This is a genomic window from Verticiella alkaliphila, from assembly GCF_018904615.1.
Lineage (GTDB): Bacteria > Pseudomonadota > Gammaproteobacteria > Burkholderiales > Burkholderiaceae_B > Verticiella > Verticiella alkaliphila.
The window spans coordinates 12,710-30,448 of the sequence record NZ_JADCNH010000048.1; the positions used below are offsets into that span (position 1 = coordinate 12,710).

Below are 17,739 nucleotides of genomic sequence, written 5' to 3' on the forward strand. Positions count from 1 at the left end.
TCCGGTCTCCTGAAAAATCGGCCCGCCGCCACAGGGGCGGGGCGGGCAGGGGCCTCGCCAACGCGAGGCCGGTGGGGGCGTCAGAACTGTCCGGCCTGGTAATCGCGCATCGCCTGCACGAGCTCGTCGCGCGTGTTCATGACGAAGGGGCCGGCTCGCGCCACGGGCTCGCCCAGCGGTTGGGCCGCGAGGAGCAGAAAGCGCACCGCCGCGTCCGTGGCCATCACCTCGACGCGGTCGCCGTCGCCCAGCACGGCCAGGGTGTCCGGGCCACAGGCCTGGTCTCGCCCCTGCGTGTTGCGCAGCATCAGCGTGCCCTCGATAGGCACCAGCATCACATGGTGACCGGGCGGCACGGCTTCCTCGAAGCGTGCGGCTGCGGGCAGATGCACGTCGAGCATGCGGGCCTCGGTGGCAGGATCCTGCACCGGGCCGGACGTGCCCTGTGCCGACATGCCTGCCACGACACGCACTAGCGCGCCGCCGTCACGCGCCTCTTCCGGGAAGTCTTCCGGGGCGAACTCCTGATAGGCCGGCTCGCTCATCTTGTCGCGCGCGGGCAGGTTCAGCCACAGCTGGAAGCCCGACAGCAGGCCGTCTTCCTGCTCCGGCATCTCCGAATGGATGAGGCCGCGGCCGGCACGCATCCACTGCACGCCACCCGGCCCGATCACGCCGCCATGGCCGTGGTTGTCCCAATGCCGCATGCGACCAGCGAGCATGTAGGTGACTGTCTGGAAGCCGCGGTGCGGGTGATCGGGAAAGCCCGCGGCGTAGTCACCGGGCACGTCCGAGTGGAAGCGATCCAGCATCAGGAACGGATCGAACTCGGGTAGCGCCGGCGTGCCGAGCAGGCGAGTGAGGCGCACCCCGGCGCCGTCGGAGGCGGCCATGCCGGGGATCCGGCGGACCAGGGGGCGTGGCGTGAGCGTCGAGGCAGTCATGCGCATTTCTCTCGGAACGGGGAAGGGGGAACGGCAATCAGCACGGCACGATTGCCCGGTCACTCGGGTGATCGGGCAGGCAGCGTCACGCCGCGCCGTCGAGCGAGCCGACGTATGCCCCGTCTGGCGATGGGGCATAAGGGCTGGGGTTCAGCTCTGGCGGCCGCGCACCTGGGCTGCGGTGAATTCGGCCACGTGACGGCCCTGGAAACGGGCACCGTCGAGCTCGTTGGCGCTGGGCTGGCGCGAGCCGTCGCCAGCCGCGAGCGTGGTGGCGCCGTACGGGGTGCCGCCGGTGATCTCGTCCATGCGCGTCTGGCCCTGGAAGGAATAGGGCAGGCCCAGAATCGCCATGCCGTGGTGCAGCAGCACGGTATGGAAGCTCAGAATCGTCGATTCCTGGCCGCCGTGTTGCGTCGCGGTGGAGGCGAACACGCTGCCGATCTTGCCGACCAGCGCGCCGCGCGCCCACAGGCCGCCCGTCTGGTCGAGAAAGTTCTTCATTTGCGACGCCATGTTGCCGTAGCGCGTGGGCGTGCCGAAGATGATGGCGTCGTAGTCGGCGAGCTCGGACGGTTGGGCAATGGGCGCCGGCTGGTCGAGCTTGTAGTGCGAATTGCGCGCGACTTCCTCGGGCACGAGTTCCGGGACGCGTTTGACGTCGACCTGCACGCCGTCGACGCCGCGCGCGCCTTCGGCCACGGCATGGGCGAGCTGCTCGACATGGCCATAGGTGGAGTAGTACACAACGAGGATCTTGGGCATGAGATGTCCTGAACGTCAGTGAGGGAAGGCTTACTGTAGCGAGGTGCGTACCTAGCGGCTAGGGGTTGCAGGACAGCATCACTGTTCGGTATGGTCGAACAATGAGACCGACGATCGATGAACTCGACGCCTTCGTCCAGGTGGTGGAGGCAGGCTCCTTCACGGCGGCGGCGCGGCGCATGGGAACGGCCAAATCCGTGCTGAGTGAACGGCTGGCCGGGCTGGAGGCGCGCCTGGGCGTGACCTTGCTGCGTCGTACGACGCGCTCCATGGTGCTCACCGAGGCGGGCACAGGCTTCTACGAGGACGCACGGGATATCCTGGCGCGCCTGGAGGCCGCGGGTGCCCAGGCGGCCGACGTTGGCGGCGGTATCGGCCTGCAAGGCGCTTTGCGCCTTGCCGCGCCGTTGAGCTTCGGCGCGTCGCACCTGGGTGGGCTGCTCATGCCGTTCCTCCAGGCCCATCCGGGGCTCTCCTGCCAGATCGAGCTCGACGACCGGACGGTCGACCTGGTCGAGGGGCGGTTCGACCTGGCGTTGCGTATCGGACGGCTTCCGGATTCGCGTCTGGTGGCGCGGCGGCTCGGGGAGACGCGGCGCGTGGTGTGTGCCAGCCCCGCCTACCTCGAACGGCGTGGCACGCCCAGCACGCCCGACGACGTGCGCCACCACGACACCGTCGGGTATTCGCACACCACTGCGGCCCGGCTGTGGAGTTTCATCGACTCTGAGGGTCGGGAGGTGACGGCGCCGGTCGCGCGCCCGCGCGTGGTCGCGAACAACGGCGACTTGATCCGCGAGGCGGCCGTGGCCGGTCTCGGCCTGGTGGTGCTGCCGCATTTCATCGTCGCCGAGGCGCTGTCGCGCGGCGCGCTGGTCGAGGTGCTGGCCGACGCCGTGCCGGCGCCTGAGCCCATCCATGCGGTGTACCTGCCGGAGCGTCACCTGCCGCCCAAGACCCGGGCGCTCATCGATCATCTGGTCACCGTCTTCACGGGGCGCGCCTGGTAGGCCGGTGACGAGGACTCGGAAACCTTCGGTTGCCAGGGCATGAAATCTGCTTCCTCAGCTCGACAATGAGAAGAGGAGGAAGACGCGATGGCAGAGCTCACCTTTCGGCAGAAGTGGCTGTCCCGACCTTTGTATCGCTGGGCGCAGAAAGCCTTGCCCGCGATGTCCGAGACCGAGCGCGAGGCGATCCAGGCCGGTGACACGTGGTGGGATGCGCAACTCTTCACGGGCCGGCCGGACTGGGACAGCCTGCTGCAGACGCCGCCCGCGCGACTCACGGCCGCCGAGCAGGCCTTCCTCGACGGGCCGGTGCAGACGCTGTGCGGCATGCTGGACGACTGGCGCATCCATTGGCAGGACCATGATCTGCCGCCCGAGGTGTGGCGCTACGTTCGCGAGCAGAAATTCTTCGGCATGATCATCCCGCGCCATTATGGCGGCCTGGGCTTCTCGGCCTTCGCGCATTCGGAGATCGTGCGCTACATCTCCAGCCGCAGCGGCACGGCGGCCGTGACCGTCATGGTGCCCAACTCGCTCGGCCCGGGCGAACTGTTGATGCTCTTCGGCACGGACGAACAGCGCGAGCGCTGGCTGCCGCGCCTGGCCGACGGACGTGACATCCCGTGCTTCGGCCTGACGAGTGCGGACGCGGGATCTGACGCTGCCGGCATGACCGATACCGGGGTGGTGTGTCGTGGTCAGTGGGAAGGGCGCGACGTGGTCGGCCTGCGGCTGAACTGGGACAAGCGCTACATCACCCTCGGGCCGGTCGCCACGGTGCTAGGGGTGGCGTTCAAGCTCACGGATCCGGATGGCATCCTGGGCGGAGAGCGCGACCGCGGGATCACCTTGGCGCTGGTGTCGGCGGACACGCCTGGCGTCACCACGGGCGAGCGACACCTGCCGTCCATGCAGTTCTTTCAGAACGGCCCGATCCGCGGGCGTGACGTGTTCGTACCGCTGGATGCGATCATCGGCGGCGAACCGATGATCGGGCAGGGCTGGCGCATGTTGATGACGGCCCTGTCGGCAGGGCGGGGTATCTCGCTGCCGTCATTGTCGTCGGCGGCCACGGCCTTGACCGCGCACACCACCGGAGCCTACGCCCGCGTGCGTGAGCAGTTCGGCCTGCCCATCGGCAAATTCGAGGGCGTGCAGGAGAAGCTCGGTGCGCTCGCGGCCAATGCCTACGTGGTGGACGCGGGCCGGCGCATGACGTGCGCCGCATTGGATGCTGGGCACAAGCCCTCGGTGATCTCGGCCATCATGAAGTATCACGCCACCGAGCGCATGCGGGAGTCGGTGAACCATGCGATGGACGTGCATGCCGGCAAGGCCGTCATCGACGGCCCGTCGAACTATCTCGGCTCGCTCTACCGCGCCGTGCCGGTGGGCATCACGGTCGAGGGCGCGAACATCCTCACCCGCAACCTGATCGTGTTCGGCCAGGGGGCCATTCGCTGCCATCCGTATCTGATGGACGAAATGCAGGCGCTGGCCGATACGGACAAAGCGCGCGGTCTGCAGGCGTTCGACGAAGTCTTCTGGCGGCACATCGGGCATACCGCGGGCAATACCGTGCGGGCCTGGTGGCACAGCTGGACGGGCGGCATCTTCGCGCGCGCGGGCCGGGCCGGAAAGGCGCGGCCGCACCTGCGGCAGCTCACCCGCTACAGCGCGGTGTTCGCCGTGACGGCCGACGTGTGCCTGGGCTCGCTCGGCGGCGCGTTGAAGCGCAAGGAGATGCTCTCGGCGCGGCTGGGCGACGTGCTCTCGGAACTGTATCTGCTGTCTGCCGCCGTCAAGCGCTGGCACGACGAGGGCCGGGAAGCGGCTGACCTGCCCTTGCTCGATCTGTCGATGGCGCGTGGCCTGGCTACGCTCGAGGCGCGGCTGGACGAGGTCTATGCGAATCTGCCGAATCGACCGCTGGGGTGGATGCTGCGCTTCCTGATGCTGCCGCTGGGGCGGCGTCACACCGGGCCATCTGACGCCCTGGTGCAACGCTGCGCGGAGCTTCTGCTCACGCGGTCGCCGACGCGGGACCGGCTGGTGGCAGGCCTGGCGCGTGGGCGGCCAGGCGATGGGCTGGCGACGCTCGAGAGCGCATTCGCGCAGGTGGAGGCCGTGGCGCCGCTCGTGGACCGACTGCGCAAGGCCGGAGGCCTGGATCTGGAGACGGCCGCGCGCGGGGGATGCTCGACGCCGCGGAGTGGGCCCGGATGCAGCAGGCCCAGGAGGCCGTGGCGGCCGTGGTCGCCGTCGATACGTTCGCGCCGGGGGCGTTGGAAGGCCAAGCGGAAGGCCAGGGTGGGCGGGGGGCGGAGGCGCCGCGGGCGTCCGGCGAGCCGCCTGTCGAGGGCAGCGACGCGGACGCCGTGTTCCCAGGGGATGCCTGGGATCAGAAGAAGACGTAACGCAGCACGAAGAGCAGCGAGACGATCCACATGGCCGGGTGCACCTCGCGCGCGCGTCCGGTCAGAAGCTTCAACACGGTGTAGCTGATGAAGCCAAAGGCAAGACCGGTGGCGATGGAGTACGTGAATGGCATGGCCAGCGCCGTGAGGGCGGCCGGCGTGGCTTCCGTCACGTCATCCCAATCGATGTCGATCAGCTCGCGCATCATCAGGCCGGCCACATAGAGCAGCGCGGGGGCGGTGGCATAGGCCGGCACCGAGCCCGCCAGCGGCGAGACGAACAGGGCGGCCAGGAACAGCAGCGCGATGACGAGCGCGGTGAGGCCCGTGCGCCCGCCCGCCTGCACGCCCGAGGCGCTCTCGACGTACGCCGTGGTGCTGCTGGTGCCCAGCATGGAGCCGCCGACGATAGCCGTGCTGTCCGCGAGCAGGGCGCGGCCCAGGCGGCTCTTGGGGCCTTCGAGCGGCAGGTTGGCGCGCTTGGCCACGCCCATGAGCGTGCCCGTGGCGTCGAACACTTCCACCAGCACGAACACCAGGATCACCTGGATGAAGCCCGCGTGCAGGATGCCCGCGATGTCCAGCTGCATGAACGTGGGCATGAGGCTGGGCGGCGCGGAGAACACGCCGGCGAATTCGTTGATGCCGAGCAGCATGCTCAGGACCGTGACGACGAGGATGCCGATCAGGATGGCGCCGCGCACTTTCAGGGCGTCCAGCGCCGCGATGACGAAAAAGCCCAGCATCGCGAGGAGGGGGGGCGCCGTGTGCAGGTCGCCCAGCGTGACCTTGGTGGCCGGGCTCGCGACGACGATGCCGGCGCTGCTCAGGGCGATGATGGCCAGAAAGAGCCCGATACCGGCCGCGATGGCGCTGCGCAAGGACTTTGGAATGCCGGCGATCAGCCAGCGGCGTATCCCGGTGAGCGTGAGCACGACGAAGATGATGCCGGAGATGAAGACTGCGCCCAGCGCCTGTTGCCAGGTGAAGCCCATGGCAGCGACGACGGTGAAGGCGAAGAACGCATTCAGGCCCATCCCGGGCGCCATGCCCACGGGCCAGTTGGCCACGAGGGCCATCACGAGCGAGCCCAGCGCGGCGGCCAGGCAGGTGGCCACGAACACGGCATTGCGGTCCATCCCCGTGCTGGACAGGATGTCCGGGTTCACGAAGATGATGTAGGACATGGTGAGGAAGGTGGTGATCCCCGCCATAATTTCGGTGCGCACGGACGTGCCGTGTTCACGCAGCTTGAAGAGTCGTTCCAGCATGAGCTCTGCCTGAAGAGAGAGAAAAAGGTGGACAGCCGGCGGGCCGATGGCGTCGAGCGCGCGAAGCCGGGGGGCCGGTTGTACACTGCGCCCATGATTATTCTTGGATTTGAAAGCTCGTGTGACGAAACCGGGGTGGCCGTGGTGCATACGCAACGCGGCCTTCTTGCACACGCGCTCCACAGCCAGGTCGCCATGCACGAGGATTACGGCGGCGTGGTCCCCGAACTCGCCTCACGGGATCACGTGCGGCGGGTGCTTCCGCTCACCCGTGAGGTGTTGGGCGAGGCAGGCCTCACGCTGGACGAGGTCGGCGCCGTGGCGTACACGGCCGGGCCCGGGCTGGCGGGGGCCTTGCTCGTTGGCGCGAGCGTGGCGCGGGCCATCGCATGGACGCGGGATCTGCCCGCGATTCCGATCCATCACCTGGAAGGGCATTTGCTCTCGCCGCTGCTCGCGGATCCGCGTCCGGATTTCCCGTTCATCGCCTTGCTGGTGTCGGGCGGCCACACGCAGCTCATGCGGGTGGACGGCGTCGGCCAGTACACCCTGCTGGGCGAAACCCTGGACGATGCGGCGGGCGAGGCCTTCGACAAGACGGCGAAGCTGCTCGGCCTGGGCTACCCCGGTGGGCCGGCGCTGGCACGGCTGGCCGAACAAGGCGACCCTGACCGCATCGAGTTGCCTCGACCCAAGCTGCACAGCGGTGATCTCGACTTCAGCTTCAGCGGCCTGAAGACAGCGGTGATGACGCGCCAGCGCCAAATGCAGGCGGCAACGGGTGAGATCACCGAGGCCCAGCGCGCGGATCTCGCGGCGGCCACACAGGCGGCGATTGTCGACGTGCTCGTCGCCAAGTCGCTGCGTGCGCTGAAGGAGACCGGCTTGCGCCGGTTGGTGGTGGCGGGCGGCGTCGGGGCCAACCTGCGCCTGCGCGAGCGGCTGGCCCGTGGCCTGCGCGGTCTGAAGGCCCAGGCCTATTTTCCGCCGCTGGCGTTGTGTACGGACAACGGTGCCATGATCGCCTTTGCCGCGGCCATGCGTGTGCAGGCCGGGTTGGTCGATCTCACGACGGCGGATGCCGGCTTCACCGTGCGGCCTCGCTGGCCGCTCTCGGCTTAGTCTGCGGCCGCCTCAGGATTTGCGCGGGCGCGCCGTCGGGGCGGGGCTCGCCTTGCCCGCGGCCTTGGTCTTGCCCTGGCCGATCCGCGGCTCCTTGCCGGCCATGAGGCGCTCGATGTTGGCCCAGTGGCGGTAGATGAGCAAGAGGCTGATCAGCGCGATCGCCGTGCCGATGCGGCCATGGGCCACCCAGGCCACGCCGCCGCCGAAGACATAGAAGAGCGGCGCGAAGAGAGCCGCGCAGATCGCGGCCAGCGACGAGATGCGCAGAAAGATCGCGATGATGAGCCAGGTCGCGACCGTGGCCAGGGCGAGCCACGGCTGCACCGCGAAGAGTACGCCGAGGGCGGTGGCGACGCCCTTGCCGCCGCGAAAGCGCAGGAACACCGGATACAGGTGACCGAGAAACACGGCCACCATGACGAACGGCACGATGTCACCGCCCGGATGCGCGCCAAAGCGTTGCGCGAGCCACACGGCGAACCAGCCTTTGGCCGCGTCGCCCAAGAGCGTGAGGGCCGCGGCGCCTTGCTGCCTGAGCGCAGCACATTGGTGGCACCCGGGTTGCCCGAACCGTAGGTGCGGGGATCCTGCAGGCGCATCGCGCGGCTCACGATCACCGCGAACGGCACTGAGCCCAGAAGATAGGCAGCCAGCACGGCACCCACGAGCAGGACGGGAAAAGGCAGGCTGGACACGGTCTGGATCATGGCGCGGGGCGAATGGCAAGGGCGGCTAGGATACACCGGGGTCGGGCCCTGGCGGAATGCGGACTCGCCCGAGGTGGGGTAGGGTGGCGCAGATATCGAATAGAATTCTTACCTTTGGTCGTGGGGTTGCCGTGCTGATTCTTGTTGCCAACGACGATGGATATGCCGCGCCGGGCCTGCAGGCGTTGGTCGATGCCATCGCTCCGCTCGCCGAGCTCGTCGTGATCGCGCCCGAGGTGAACCACAGCGGCGCGTCGAACTCGCTCACGCTCAATCGTCCGCTCTCGGTCCACCAGGCAGCCAACGGGTTTCGCTACATCAACGGCACACCGTCCGACTGCGTCCACGTCGCACTCACCGGCATGCTGGACCGGCGCCCGGATCTCATCGTGTCCGGCATCAACAACGGCCAGAACATGGGTGAGGACACGCTGTATTCCGGCACCGTGGCTGCCGCCGCCGAAGGCTATCTCTTCGGCATTCCGTCGATCGCCTTCTCGCTGGAAGAAAAGGGCTGGGGGCACCTGGATGCGGCCGCCCGCGTGGCGCGCGAGGTGGTCGAGCGCGCCATCGCCCATCCGCTGCCCGCGCCCACGCTGTTGAACGTGAACATCCCCAGCCGCCCGTACGCCGAACTCACCGGCACGCGCGTCACGCGCCTGGGCAAGCGCCACCCGTCCGAGCCCGTGGCCCGTTCCACGTCGCCCTTCGGCGACGAGATCTTCTGGATCGGCCGGCCGGCAAGGTGGACGACAACACGGAGGGCACGGATTTTCACGCCGTCGCCCAGGGTGCGGTGTCTGTCACGCCGCTGCGCCTGGATCTCACGCGTGGCGAACAGATTCCCATGCTGCGCGCATGGGTCGAGACGGCCTGACAGGGCCAGGGCTTACGACAAGGCATGCACGACGGTCGCAAACCCAGGAATGGCGCCACTGCCGCCAACAGCAACACGCGGCTGTCCACCGGGCTCACGCCACGGACAGCCCAGCGTCCGGCCGCCTCCGCCATGCTGCCCCGGCCCACCAACAGCAACACCCGCATGAATCTCGGTCCGGGCCGGCCGCTGGTCGGTCCGAACGACAAGGCATGGCCGGTGGCGAGCCGCGCCCCCGACATCGCCGACAGCCGGCGTCGCGAGCAGATGGTGCAGCGCCTGCTGGAAGATGGCATCACGGACCGTCTCGTGCTCGAAGCCATGCGCCGCATGCCGCGGCACGCCTTCGTGGACGAGGCGCTGGCGAGCCGGGCGTATGACAATGCCGCGTTGCCGATCGGACATGGGCAGACCATTTCCCAACCGCGCATCGTCGCGCACATGATCCAGACCGCGCGTCAGGGTCGTGAACTCCACCGCGTTCTGGAGGTCGGAACCGGCTGCGGGTATCAGGCCGCCGTCCTGGCCGGCGTGGCGCGAGAGGTCTTCAGCGTCGAGCGCGTGCGGCCTTTGCACGAACAGGCGGTGCAACGCCTGCGCGCCTTGCGCCTGCCGCAGGTGCGCCTGATCCTCGGCGACGGCACCCTTGGTCTGCCGGCGTTTGCGCCCTTCGATGCGATCGTGGTGGCGGCTGCGGGTCTGGCCGTACCGCGCGCGTTGCTCGAGCAGCTCGCCGTGGGCGGGCGCCTCGTGGCGCCGGAGGGTGGCGCCGAGCAGCGGCTGGTCGTGATCGAACGTCAGCCGGGCGGGCATTTCAAGCGCACCGAAGGCGAGGCCGTGCGTTTTGTGCCCCTGCAAACCGGGGTACAGTTATGAGATTCGATCATGCGGTTTCAGCAAGGAGAGTTTTGATGTCGAGCACAGGTTCAGCCCTGAGAGGTGCGTGGCGAGGCCTGCGGTGGTCTGGCGTGGTGGTGGCGGGCGCTTGGCTGCTCGCGGCTTGCACGACGCCCAATCGCGCGCCGGTGGTGGACATGTCCGCGCCGGCGCCGACGTCCGCTGCGGTGCCCGGCACGTCCCCCTCCACTGGCGCGGGCAGCTATGTCGTGCGTCCCGGGGACACGCTGTACTCGATTTCTCGAGCGCACAATGTCGGTTGGCAGGATCTGGCCAACTGGAACGGCATCACCGATCCGTCGCAGCTGCGCGTGGGCCAGAGCCTGCGCATCGAAGGCGGTACGGGCGGGCCCGTGGCTGCGGCCGAGACGCCGACCGGCGTCGTGCAGGTCCAGCCGATCGGCGGTGCGGGCGTGCAACAGCGTCCGATCGATGGCGCTCCTGTCGCGCCCACGGCGCCCGGCACGCCGCCCGTGACGGCGGGTACGGCACCGTCGGCGCCGCCGAGCGCACCGCGCCAGTCCAATGACAGCGGCATCGACTGGCTGTGGCCCGCGAGCGGCAACGTCATCGCTCAGTTCAACCAGTCCTTGAACAAGGGCATCGACATCGAAGGCCAACTGGGCGATCCGGTGGTGGCTTCGGCCGACGGCCAGGTGGTCTATAGCGGCAGCGGCCTGCGCGGCTACGGCAATCTCATCATCATCCGCCACAACGCGTCGTTCCTGTCGGCCTACGCCCACAACAGCAAGCTGCTGGCGAAGGAAGGCCAGGCGGTTCGCCGTGGTGAGCGCATCGCCGAGATGGGCCAGAGCGATGCCCCGTCGCCGCGTCTGCACTTCGAGATTCGCCGTGGCGGCACGCCCGAGGATCCGATGCGCTTCCTGCCGCCGCGCTGATCATGACGCCCACGCTGGTCTTCGACCTGGAAACCATCCCGGACGTCGTCGGACTGCGGGCGCTCCATGGGTGGGACGACCTCTCGGACGACGAGGTCGTCGAGCGCGCCCAGGCTGAGCGTCGCGAGGCGGTGGGGCACGATTTCCTGCCGCTGCATCTGCAACGCATCGTGGTGGTGGGGTGCGTGTTTCGCGACGACCATGGCCTGCGCGTGCGCACGCTCGGACAGCCCGAGGACGGCGAGGCCGTGCTCATTCAGCAGTTCTTCAAGACCATCGAGCACTACACGCCGCGTCTGGTGAGCTGGAACGGCTCGGGCTTCGACCTGCCGGTGCTGCACTACCGTGCCCTGGTGCATGGCGTGACGGCCGCCCGCTACTGGGATCAGGGCGAGGATGATCGCGACTTCAAGTTCAGCAACTACATCAGCCGCTACCACATGCGGCATTGCGACCTGATGGACGTGCTGGCCAAGTACAACGGTCGGGCCAATGCCCCCATGGATCAGCTGGCGCGCCTTTGCGGCTTTCCGGGCAAGCTCGGTATGGACGGCAGCCAGGTGTGGCCGGCCTGGCGCGATGGGCGAGGCGATGAAGTGCGCGCCTATTGCGAGACCGACGTCGTCAACACGTGGCTGCTGTATTGCCGCTTTCGCCTGATGCGCGGCGAGCTCGGCCCGGCCGAGTACGAGGCCGAAGTCGCCCTGGTGCGCGACACCCTGGCCGGCATCGATGCGCCGCACTGGCGCGAATACCTGGCCGCCTGGCCCTCGGCCGCCTGATTACCGTCTCTGGCCTCGCGCACCGCGCGCGGCTGTCATCCTGAGTTTCCATGCAAGACATTCTCGCTATCGAATCGCTCGACCTCGAAGCGCGCGGCATCGCGCGCCGTGACGGCAAGGTGATCTTCGTCGAAGGCGCGCTGCCGCAGGAGCGCGTCACCGCCCAGAGCTTCCGGCGCAAGCCGTCCTATGAGATCGCCCGGCTCGAGCGCGTGGTGCGTGCCTCCTCGCAACGCGTGGAGCCCCGCTGCCCGCACTTTGGCACCTGTGGCGGCTGTGCCATGCAGCACTTGAATCCCCAGGCCCAGGTCGCGGTGAAGCAGCGTGTGCTGGAAGACGCGCTCTGGCACGTCGGCAAGCTCGTCCCTGGACAGGTGCTGCCGCCCATCCAGGGGCCCGCCTGGGGCTATCGCTATCGCGCACGCCTGGCGGTGCGCCTCGTGCCCAAGAAGGGTGGGGTGCTGGTCGGGTTCCATGAGCGCAAGAGCAGCTTCGTGGCAGACATCCGCGAGTGCCACGTGATGCCCCCGCATGTCTCGGCGCTGCTGTTGCCGCTGCGTGGTCTGATCGAGAGCCTCTCGGTGCCGGATCGCATGCCGCAGATCGAAGTCGCCGTGGGCGATCGCGCCACGGCGCTGGTGCTGCGTCACCTCGAGCCGCTCACCGATGAGGACAAGGCCAAGCTGCGCGCCTTTGGCGAGACGCACGGGGTGCATTGGTGGCTGCAGTCCAAGGGGCCGGACACGGTGCATGCCCTCGTGCCCGAGCACGAAGCCGAGTTGGCCTACGCCATGCCTGCGTTCGACCTGCGCATGCCGTTCCGGCCAACGGACTTCACCCAGGTCAACCATGCCATCAACCAGGTGCTGGTGGCGCGCGCCCTGGATCTGCTCGCCCCGCAGGCGGGCGAGCGCGTCGCCGATCTCTTCTGTGGCCTGGGCAACTTCTCGCTGCCGCTGGCCCGTCGCAGCGCGACGGTGGTGGGGGTGGAGGGCAGTGCGGCCCTGACCGCGCGCGCCCTGCAGGCCGCGCGCGAGCATGGACTGCAAGAGCGCATGTCCTTTGCCACCTGTAATCTCTTCGAGGTGGATGTCGAGTGGTTGCGCGCGCAAGGGCGCTTCGATCGCATCCTGATCGATCCGCCGCGCGAAGGCGCCCACGCCGTCTCGCAGGCCCTGGTGGCCCTGAGCCCCGAGGAGCGTCCCAAGCGTATCGTCTACGTGTCGTGCAATCCGGCCTCGCTGGCGCGCGATGCGTCCATCCTCGTGCACGAGGGCGGCTATCGCATGCTGTCAGCCGGCGTGGTGAACATGTTCCCGCACACGGGGCACGTCGAATCCATCGCGGTGTTCGAACCGGGCCCGGCGGCGGACTGATCGGGTACGGACGGCGCCATCACGGCACCGCCCACCCTGCCTGCGACGCGACGTCGATGCGGCCTAGTGCAGTTTCACGCGCGGATGAGCGCGTCGCAGCAGCAGGCGCCCCAGCGCTACGCTGATGGTGCGGCCAATCCCCAGGATGACCTTGTGGTGCATGAGATGCAGGCTCATGTACATGAGCCGTGCGAGCGAGCCGCTCACGAAGAGGCTACGGTCGCGCAGCCCGCCCATCAGGCTGCCTACGCCGCTGCTCGTGCCCAATGAAACCAGCGAGCCGTGCTCGCGATACTTGAAGGGTTCGTCCGCCGGCGTCACGCCCTGCAGCAGGTCGCCGATGCGTCGCGCGAGATACTCGGCCTGCTGGTGGGCGGCCTGCGCGCGGGCAGGGACAATGCCTTCGCCATCGCCGCGCGGGGCGGCCGCGCAGTCGCCCATGGCGAGGATATGCGGATCCGGGGTGCGCAGGCAGCCGTCGACTTCCAGCTGACCGGCCTTGTTGGTCGGCAAGCCCAGCTCGCCCAGCCACGACGGCGCGCTGATGCCGGCCGCCCACACGCACAGATCGCTGCGCAGGCGCCGCCCGTCGGCAGTCACGACGTCCGTGTCGGTGACCTGCGCGATGCGGCAGTCGGTCTCCACGGCAATGCCCCGACGCTGCAGCGACTCGCGCGCCGCCGCGGACACGCGCTCCGGCAGCGGGCCCAACAGCCGCGGCCCACCCTCGACAACGGTGATGACCATGTCGTTGCGCGCATCGAAGTGGGTGAGCCCGTAGCCGGAGACGAGGTTGCCCGCGTCGCGCAGTTCGGCGGCGAGCTCGACGCCCGTGGCGCCCCCGCCCACGATCACGAGGTGGACCTGACGGTCCTCCCCGCGTTGGCGCTGAGCGCTCTCGACGCGCACGACGGCTTTGAGCAGCGCCAGCCGGAAGCTTTCGGCGGCCTCCGTGGTGTCCAGCGCGAGGGCGTGTTCCCGGGCGCCGGCGTGCCGAAGAAGTGACCAAGACTGCCCACCGCCATGACGAGTTGCCCGTAGGGCTGCACACGCTCGTCGAGAATGACTTCGCCCTCGGCGTCGCGCCAGGCGTCCAGGCGCAGTTCACGGGTTTCGCGATCCACGCCCGTGATGCGGCCCGGCACGAAGGTGAAGCCGCCGATGCGCGCGAGCATCGCGTAGGAGAGACCTTCCTGGTGGATGTCGAGGGTGCCCGCAGCGACCTCGTGCAGGGAGGGCTTCCAGACGTGGAAAGGGGACTGGTCCACGAGGATGATGCGTTCGGGGCCGAAGCGCCGGCCGAGGCGGGAGGCGAGCTCCAGGCCGCCCGCACCACCGCCGGCAATCACGATGGGATGCAGTGAAGGGGTTTGCGGCATGCTGTCCTTGCAAATGTCTGAGGCAAACGAAAAGCCCCGGCAACAATCGCTGCCGGGGCTCGCAAGATTCACGCCCCGTACCGTGATGCAGGCATGGGGCAGGGCTGCGACGTCAGTCGCGGTCGCCGCCGAAGATGCCCAGCAGCATGAGCAGGTTGGCAAAGACGTTGTAGACATCCAGGTAGACGGCCAGCGTCGCGGTGACGTAGTTCGTCTCGCCGCCATTGACGATGCGCTGCAGGTCGACCAGCATCAGCACCGAGAAGAGGCCGATGGCGAGCACCGAGATGGTGAGCATCAGGGCCGGCATCTGCAGGAAGATGTTGGCGATGGCAGCCGCCAGGATGACCATCACGCCCACGAAGAGCCAGCGGCCCATGCCCGACAGGTCGCGCTTGATCGTGGTGGCGAGGGTGGCCATCGTTGCGAAGACGAGCGCCGTGCCGCCGAAGGCCGTCATGATCAGCGTGGCGCCGTTGTTCATGCCCAGCACGAAGCCGATCAGGCGCGAGAGCATGATGCCCATGAAGAACGTGAAGGCGAGCAGCAGGGCCACGCCCACGCCGCTGTTCTTGTTGCGTTCGATGGCGAACATCATCCCGAAGGCGCCCACCAGGAAGAGGATCATGGTGAGGCCCGGGCTCTGGCCCATGACCTGGGCAAGACCGGTATTCAGACCGACGGCCGCACCGATCACCGTCGGGATCATCGAGACCGCGAGCAGGGCGTAGGTGTTGCGCAGGACGCGGTTGCGGCTGACTTCGCTGGAGGCGCCGCCAGGATGCGCAATGGTGGAATTGCGAAAGTCGTTCATGTGAGTGCAGGCTCCGTGATGAATCGAAGAGGTTGGGCCGAGAAAACCCGGCACGCAGCCCAGGGGCCAGAGTGCCAACAGCCATGAGACGGAACCGTAACGAAAAGGTTCCCATGACGGGCGAGGGAAATCCCTCGGAATGCATCCGGCCTACATGATACAATCGAATGTTGCAAATTCAACCTCAAAGTCCCTGTTTTTATTGGAGTTTTCGATGTCCGTCGAACGTACCCTGTCGATCATCAAGCCCGACGCCGTGGCCAAGAACGTCATTGGCCAGATCGTGTCCCGCTTCGAAGGCGCAGGGCTCAAAGTGATCGCCGCCCGTCTCACCCAGCTCTCGCGTGCCGACGCCGAGCGTTTCTATGCCGTGCACAGCGCGCGCCCGTTCTTCAAGGATCTGGTCGACTTCATGGTCTCCGGTCCTGTGTTCGTGCAAGCGCTCGAAGGCGAGAACGCCATCCAGAAGAACCGCGACCTGATGGGCGCCACCGACCCGAAGAAGGCTGACGCCGGCACCATTCGCGCCGATTTCGCCGACAGCATCGACGCCAATGCCGTTCACGGCTCGGACGCGCCCGAAACGGCTGCCGTCGAGATCGCCTTCTTCTTCCCCGAAATCAACATCCACAGCCGCTGAGTCCTGCGCGGCGAATCGCCATGACCGCTACGACTGCTGCCTCCACCACGCCCGACGCCACCCCCCTCAACCTGATGGGGTATGGCGCGGACGCACTTGCCGAGCTCGTGCAGGGCTGGGGCGGCAAGCCGTTCCGTGCGCGTCAGCTGCTGCGCTGGATCCACCAGCGCGGCGTGGCCGATTTCGACGCCATGACCGATCTCGCGCGTGACTTTCGCGCCACGCTCGCCGAGCGCTGCCACGTGCAGGCGCCCGGCGTGCAGCTGGAACATCGTTCGCGCGATGGCACGCGCAAGTGGTTGTTCGACGTGGGTGCAGGCAATGCCATCGAAACCGTCTTCATCCCCGAGGACGATCGCGGCACGCTCTGCATCTCGTCGCAGGCAGGCTGCACCGTGGCCTGCCCGTTCTGTTCGACCGGTCACCAGGGCTTCAACCGCAATCTCGGCACCAACGAGATCATCGGTCAGCTCTGGTGGGCCCGTCACGCCATCCAGGCCGATGGCGACACCGGCCGCCTGGGTGATGCTCCGGCAGGCAATGAACACCGCATCATCAGCAACGTCGTGATGATGGGCATGGGCGAGCCCCTGCTCAATTACAACGCCGTGCTGCCTGCACTGCAGCTCATGCTGGACGACAATGCCTACGGGCTGTCGCGCCGCCGCGTCACGGTATCGACCTCGGGCGTGGTCCCCATGATGGACCGCCTGGGCGAGGATTGCCCGGTGGCACTGGCCGTGTCCCTGCATGCGCCCAACGACACGTTGCGTGATCGCCTCGTGCCGCTCAATCGCAAGTATCCCCTGCGCGAACTGCTGGCGGCGTGCGAACGCTACCTGGTCCACGCGCCCCGGGATTTCATCACCTTCGAATACGTCATGCTCGACGGGGTCAACGACACCGACGCGCATGCCGACGAGCTCATCGGCATCGCCCGCAACGTGCCGTGCAAGCTCAATCTCATTCCGTTCAACCCGTTCGCCCAATCGGGGCTGCATCGCTCCCCGGCGGCCCGGGTGAAGCTGTTCGCCCAGCGTCTCATGGATGCCGGCATCGTCACGACGGTTCGCAAGACCCGTGGCGACGACATCGATGCGGCCTGCGGCCAGCTGGCCGGCGAGGTGCGTGACCGCACCCGCCTCACCGAGCGCGCAGCCCAGCGGCGGACCATATCCATTGCCGAGGCGCGTGCATGACGCAGTCAATGTCCGGGGTCGATTCCATCGCTCACTCAGGGACGCCCCCGGCGGGCGCCAGCTTCGGCGCTTCGCTGCGTGCATTGCGCGAAGCCCGGGGCTGGAGCGTGGGCGACGTCAGCGCCCGGCTGAAGTTCCTGCCGCGTCAGATCGAGGCCATCGAAGCCGATCGCTGGGAAGACCTGCCGCAAGGCCCGTCGCTGCGCGGTCTGGTGCGCAACTACGCGCGTCTGCTCGATCAGGATCCCGAGGTCATGATGCGCGCGATTCCGGCGCATCTGCAGCACCAGCCGCAGTCCAATCCGCACCTGCGCAATACGGTCGCCACTGACATCAGCGCGTCTGCGCCGCTCGAGCGCTGGGGTGGGACGGCGCCGCCGCCGGCGCGCCTGGTTCGCGGCCATTCTCTGGCTCATCGTCATCTGCGTCGTGGCCCTGGCGGTCTATCTCGTCGTCGCGTGGTGGTTGCCGCGCATGGGCAATGGCGGTGGCAGCGGCCAGGAGACCCTGATGCCGTTCGACACCCCGGCGCGCTCGTCCGCGCCCGCGGTGACGGGCCAGATCGTCACGCCGCCCGCTGCCACGACGCCGGCACCCGCACCCGTCCCGGCACCGGCCGCACCCCGCCGAGACCGCG

The 17,739-nt window shown here is 68.1% G+C and carries 13 protein-coding genes and 4 pseudogenes; 11 read left to right on the top strand and 6 right to left on the bottom strand.

Annotation, left to right across the window (positions count from 1 at the left end; all coding sequences use genetic code 11):
• Positions 1 to 80: 80 nt before the first annotated feature.
• Together IMZ29_RS20045 and wrbA are read right to left on the bottom strand one after the other, a co-directional pair.
• Complete coding sequence (locus tag IMZ29_RS20045) at positions 81 to 944, bottom strand: pirin family protein (protein WP_216187449.1); 864 nt, start codon at positions 942 to 944, stop codon at positions 81 to 83.
• A 150-nt stretch (positions 945 to 1,094) separates the two neighbouring features.
• Complete coding sequence (gene wrbA / locus IMZ29_RS20050; protein WP_216187451.1) at positions 1,095 to 1,709, bottom strand: NAD(P)H:quinone oxidoreductase; 615 nt, start codon at positions 1,707 to 1,709, stop codon at positions 1,095 to 1,097.
• 101 nt (positions 1,710 to 1,810) lie between these two features.
• On the opposite strand from wrbA, the gene IMZ29_RS20055 reads away from it, so the two are divergent.
• Positions 1,811 to 2,719, top strand: coding sequence for a LysR family transcriptional regulator (locus IMZ29_RS20055; protein ID WP_216187453.1), 909 nt, complete (start codon positions 1,811 to 1,813; stop codon positions 2,717 to 2,719).
• A gap of 153 nt (positions 2,720 to 2,872) precedes the next feature.
• Positions 2,873 to 5,136: pseudogene (locus IMZ29_RS20060) on the top strand (acyl-CoA dehydrogenase).
• Here IMZ29_RS20060 and IMZ29_RS20065 read toward each other — a convergent pair.
• Positions 5,121 to 6,407: an NCS2 family permease gene (locus IMZ29_RS20065; RefSeq protein WP_216187455.1), complete on the bottom strand. Its 1,287-nt coding sequence runs from the start codon at positions 6,405 to 6,407 to the stop codon at positions 5,121 to 5,123. The pseudogene IMZ29_RS20060 and the gene IMZ29_RS20065 overlap by 16 nt on opposite strands.
• A gap of 93 nt (positions 6,408 to 6,500) precedes the next feature.
• Between IMZ29_RS20065 and tsaD the strand changes: the two genes are divergently transcribed.
• Entirely contained in the window at positions 6,501 to 7,529 is a 1,029-nt protein-coding gene (tsaD, locus tag IMZ29_RS20070; protein WP_216187457.1) for a tRNA (adenosine(37)-N6)-threonylcarbamoyltransferase complex transferase subunit TsaD, read from the top strand.
• Between the two features lie 12 nt (positions 7,530 to 7,541).
• Here tsaD and plsY read toward each other — a convergent pair.
• A pseudogene (gene plsY, locus IMZ29_RS20075) lies at positions 7,542 to 8,239 on the bottom strand (glycerol-3-phosphate 1-O-acyltransferase PlsY).
• A 131-nt stretch (positions 8,240 to 8,370) separates the two neighbouring features.
• Here plsY and surE point away from each other — a divergent pair.
• From surE to rlmD, 5 genes and pseudogenes are all read left to right on the top strand, one after another.
• A pseudogene (gene surE / locus IMZ29_RS20080) lies at positions 8,371 to 9,116 on the top strand (5'/3'-nucleotidase SurE).
• Positions 9,117 to 9,140: 24 nt separating this feature from the next.
• Complete coding sequence (locus tag IMZ29_RS20085) at positions 9,141 to 9,992, top strand: protein-L-isoaspartate(D-aspartate) O-methyltransferase (protein ID WP_253207317.1); 852 nt, start codon at positions 9,141 to 9,143, stop codon at positions 9,990 to 9,992.
• 35 nt (positions 9,993 to 10,027) lie between these two features.
• Positions 10,028 to 10,912, top strand: coding sequence for a peptidoglycan DD-metalloendopeptidase family protein (locus IMZ29_RS20090; protein WP_216187459.1), 885 nt, complete (start codon positions 10,028 to 10,030; stop codon positions 10,910 to 10,912).
• Positions 10,913 to 10,914: 2 nt separating this feature from the next.
• Entirely contained in the window at positions 10,915 to 11,694 is a 780-nt protein-coding gene (locus IMZ29_RS20095) for a 3'-5' exonuclease (RefSeq protein ID WP_216187461.1), read from the top strand.
• 50 nt (positions 11,695 to 11,744) lie between these two features.
• A complete protein-coding gene (gene rlmD / locus IMZ29_RS20100) occupies positions 11,745 to 13,070 on the top strand; it encodes a 23S rRNA (uracil(1939)-C(5))-methyltransferase RlmD (RefSeq protein WP_216187464.1) in 1,326 nt (441 codons plus the stop codon).
• 63 nt (positions 13,071 to 13,133) lie between these two features.
• On the opposite strand, the pseudogene IMZ29_RS20105 reads toward rlmD, so the two are convergent.
• Positions 13,134 to 14,449 (bottom strand): annotated as a pseudogene (locus tag IMZ29_RS20105) (NAD(P)/FAD-dependent oxidoreductase).
• Between the two features lie 112 nt (positions 14,450 to 14,561).
• A complete protein-coding gene (locus IMZ29_RS20110; protein ID WP_216187466.1) occupies positions 14,562 to 15,263 on the bottom strand; it encodes a Bax inhibitor-1/YccA family protein in 702 nt (233 codons plus the stop codon).
• 214 nt (positions 15,264 to 15,477) lie between these two features.
• Between IMZ29_RS20110 and ndk the strand changes: the two genes are divergently transcribed.
• The 3 genes from ndk to IMZ29_RS20125 form a co-directional block, all read left to right on the top strand.
• Positions 15,478 to 15,903, top strand: a complete 426-nt coding sequence (ndk, locus tag IMZ29_RS20115) for a nucleoside-diphosphate kinase (protein ID WP_216187468.1) — start codon at positions 15,478 to 15,480, stop codon at positions 15,901 to 15,903.
• Between the two features lie 74 nt (positions 15,904 to 15,977).
• On the top strand, positions 15,978 to 17,102 hold the full coding sequence (gene rlmN, locus IMZ29_RS20120; RefSeq protein WP_371820372.1) for a dual-specificity RNA methyltransferase RlmN: 1,125 nt from the start codon (positions 15,978 to 15,980) through the stop codon (positions 17,100 to 17,102).
• On the top strand, positions 17,099 to 17,739 hold a 641-nt coding region (locus tag IMZ29_RS20125), incomplete at its 3' end, for a helix-turn-helix domain-containing protein (RefSeq protein WP_216187473.1). The genes rlmN and IMZ29_RS20125, both read left to right, overlap by 4 nt.

What these genes read in the sequence shown, in the direction of transcription:
- IMZ29_RS20045 (WP_216187449.1), bottom strand. Translation starts at nt 944, where the DNA reads ATGACTGCCTCGACGCTCACGCCACGCCCCCTGGTCCGCCGGATCCCC.
- rlmD (WP_216187464.1), top strand. Translation starts at nt 11,745, where the DNA reads ATGCAAGACATTCTCGCTATCGAATCGCTCGACCTCGAAGCGCGCGGC.
- wrbA (WP_216187451.1), bottom strand. Translation starts at nt 1,709, where the DNA reads ATGCCCAAGATCCTCGTTGTGTACTACTCCACCTATGGCCATGTCGAG.
- IMZ29_RS20055 (WP_216187453.1), top strand. Translation starts at nt 1,811, where the DNA reads ATGAGACCGACGATCGATGAACTCGACGCCTTCGTCCAGGTGGTGGAG.
- ndk (WP_216187468.1), top strand. Translation starts at nt 15,478, where the DNA reads ATGTCCGTCGAACGTACCCTGTCGATCATCAAGCCCGACGCCGTGGCC.
- IMZ29_RS20090 (WP_216187459.1), top strand. Translation starts at nt 10,028, where the DNA reads ATGTCGAGCACAGGTTCAGCCCTGAGAGGTGCGTGGCGAGGCCTGCGG.
- IMZ29_RS20110 (WP_216187466.1), bottom strand. Translation starts at nt 15,263, where the DNA reads ATGAACGACTTTCGCAATTCCACCATTGCGCATCCTGGCGGCGCCTCC.
- rlmN (WP_371820372.1), top strand. Translation starts at nt 15,978, where the DNA reads ATGGGGTATGGCGCGGACGCACTTGCCGAGCTCGTGCAGGGCTGGGGC.
- tsaD (WP_216187457.1), top strand. Translation starts at nt 6,501, where the DNA reads ATGATTATTCTTGGATTTGAAAGCTCGTGTGACGAAACCGGGGTGGCC.
- IMZ29_RS20085 (WP_253207317.1), top strand. Translation starts at nt 9,141, where the DNA reads ATGCACGACGGTCGCAAACCCAGGAATGGCGCCACTGCCGCCAACAGC.
- IMZ29_RS20065 (WP_216187455.1), bottom strand. Translation starts at nt 6,407, where the DNA reads ATGCTGGAACGACTCTTCAAGCTGCGTGAACACGGCACGTCCGTGCGC.
- IMZ29_RS20095 (WP_216187461.1), top strand. Translation starts at nt 10,915, where the DNA reads ATGACGCCCACGCTGGTCTTCGACCTGGAAACCATCCCGGACGTCGTC.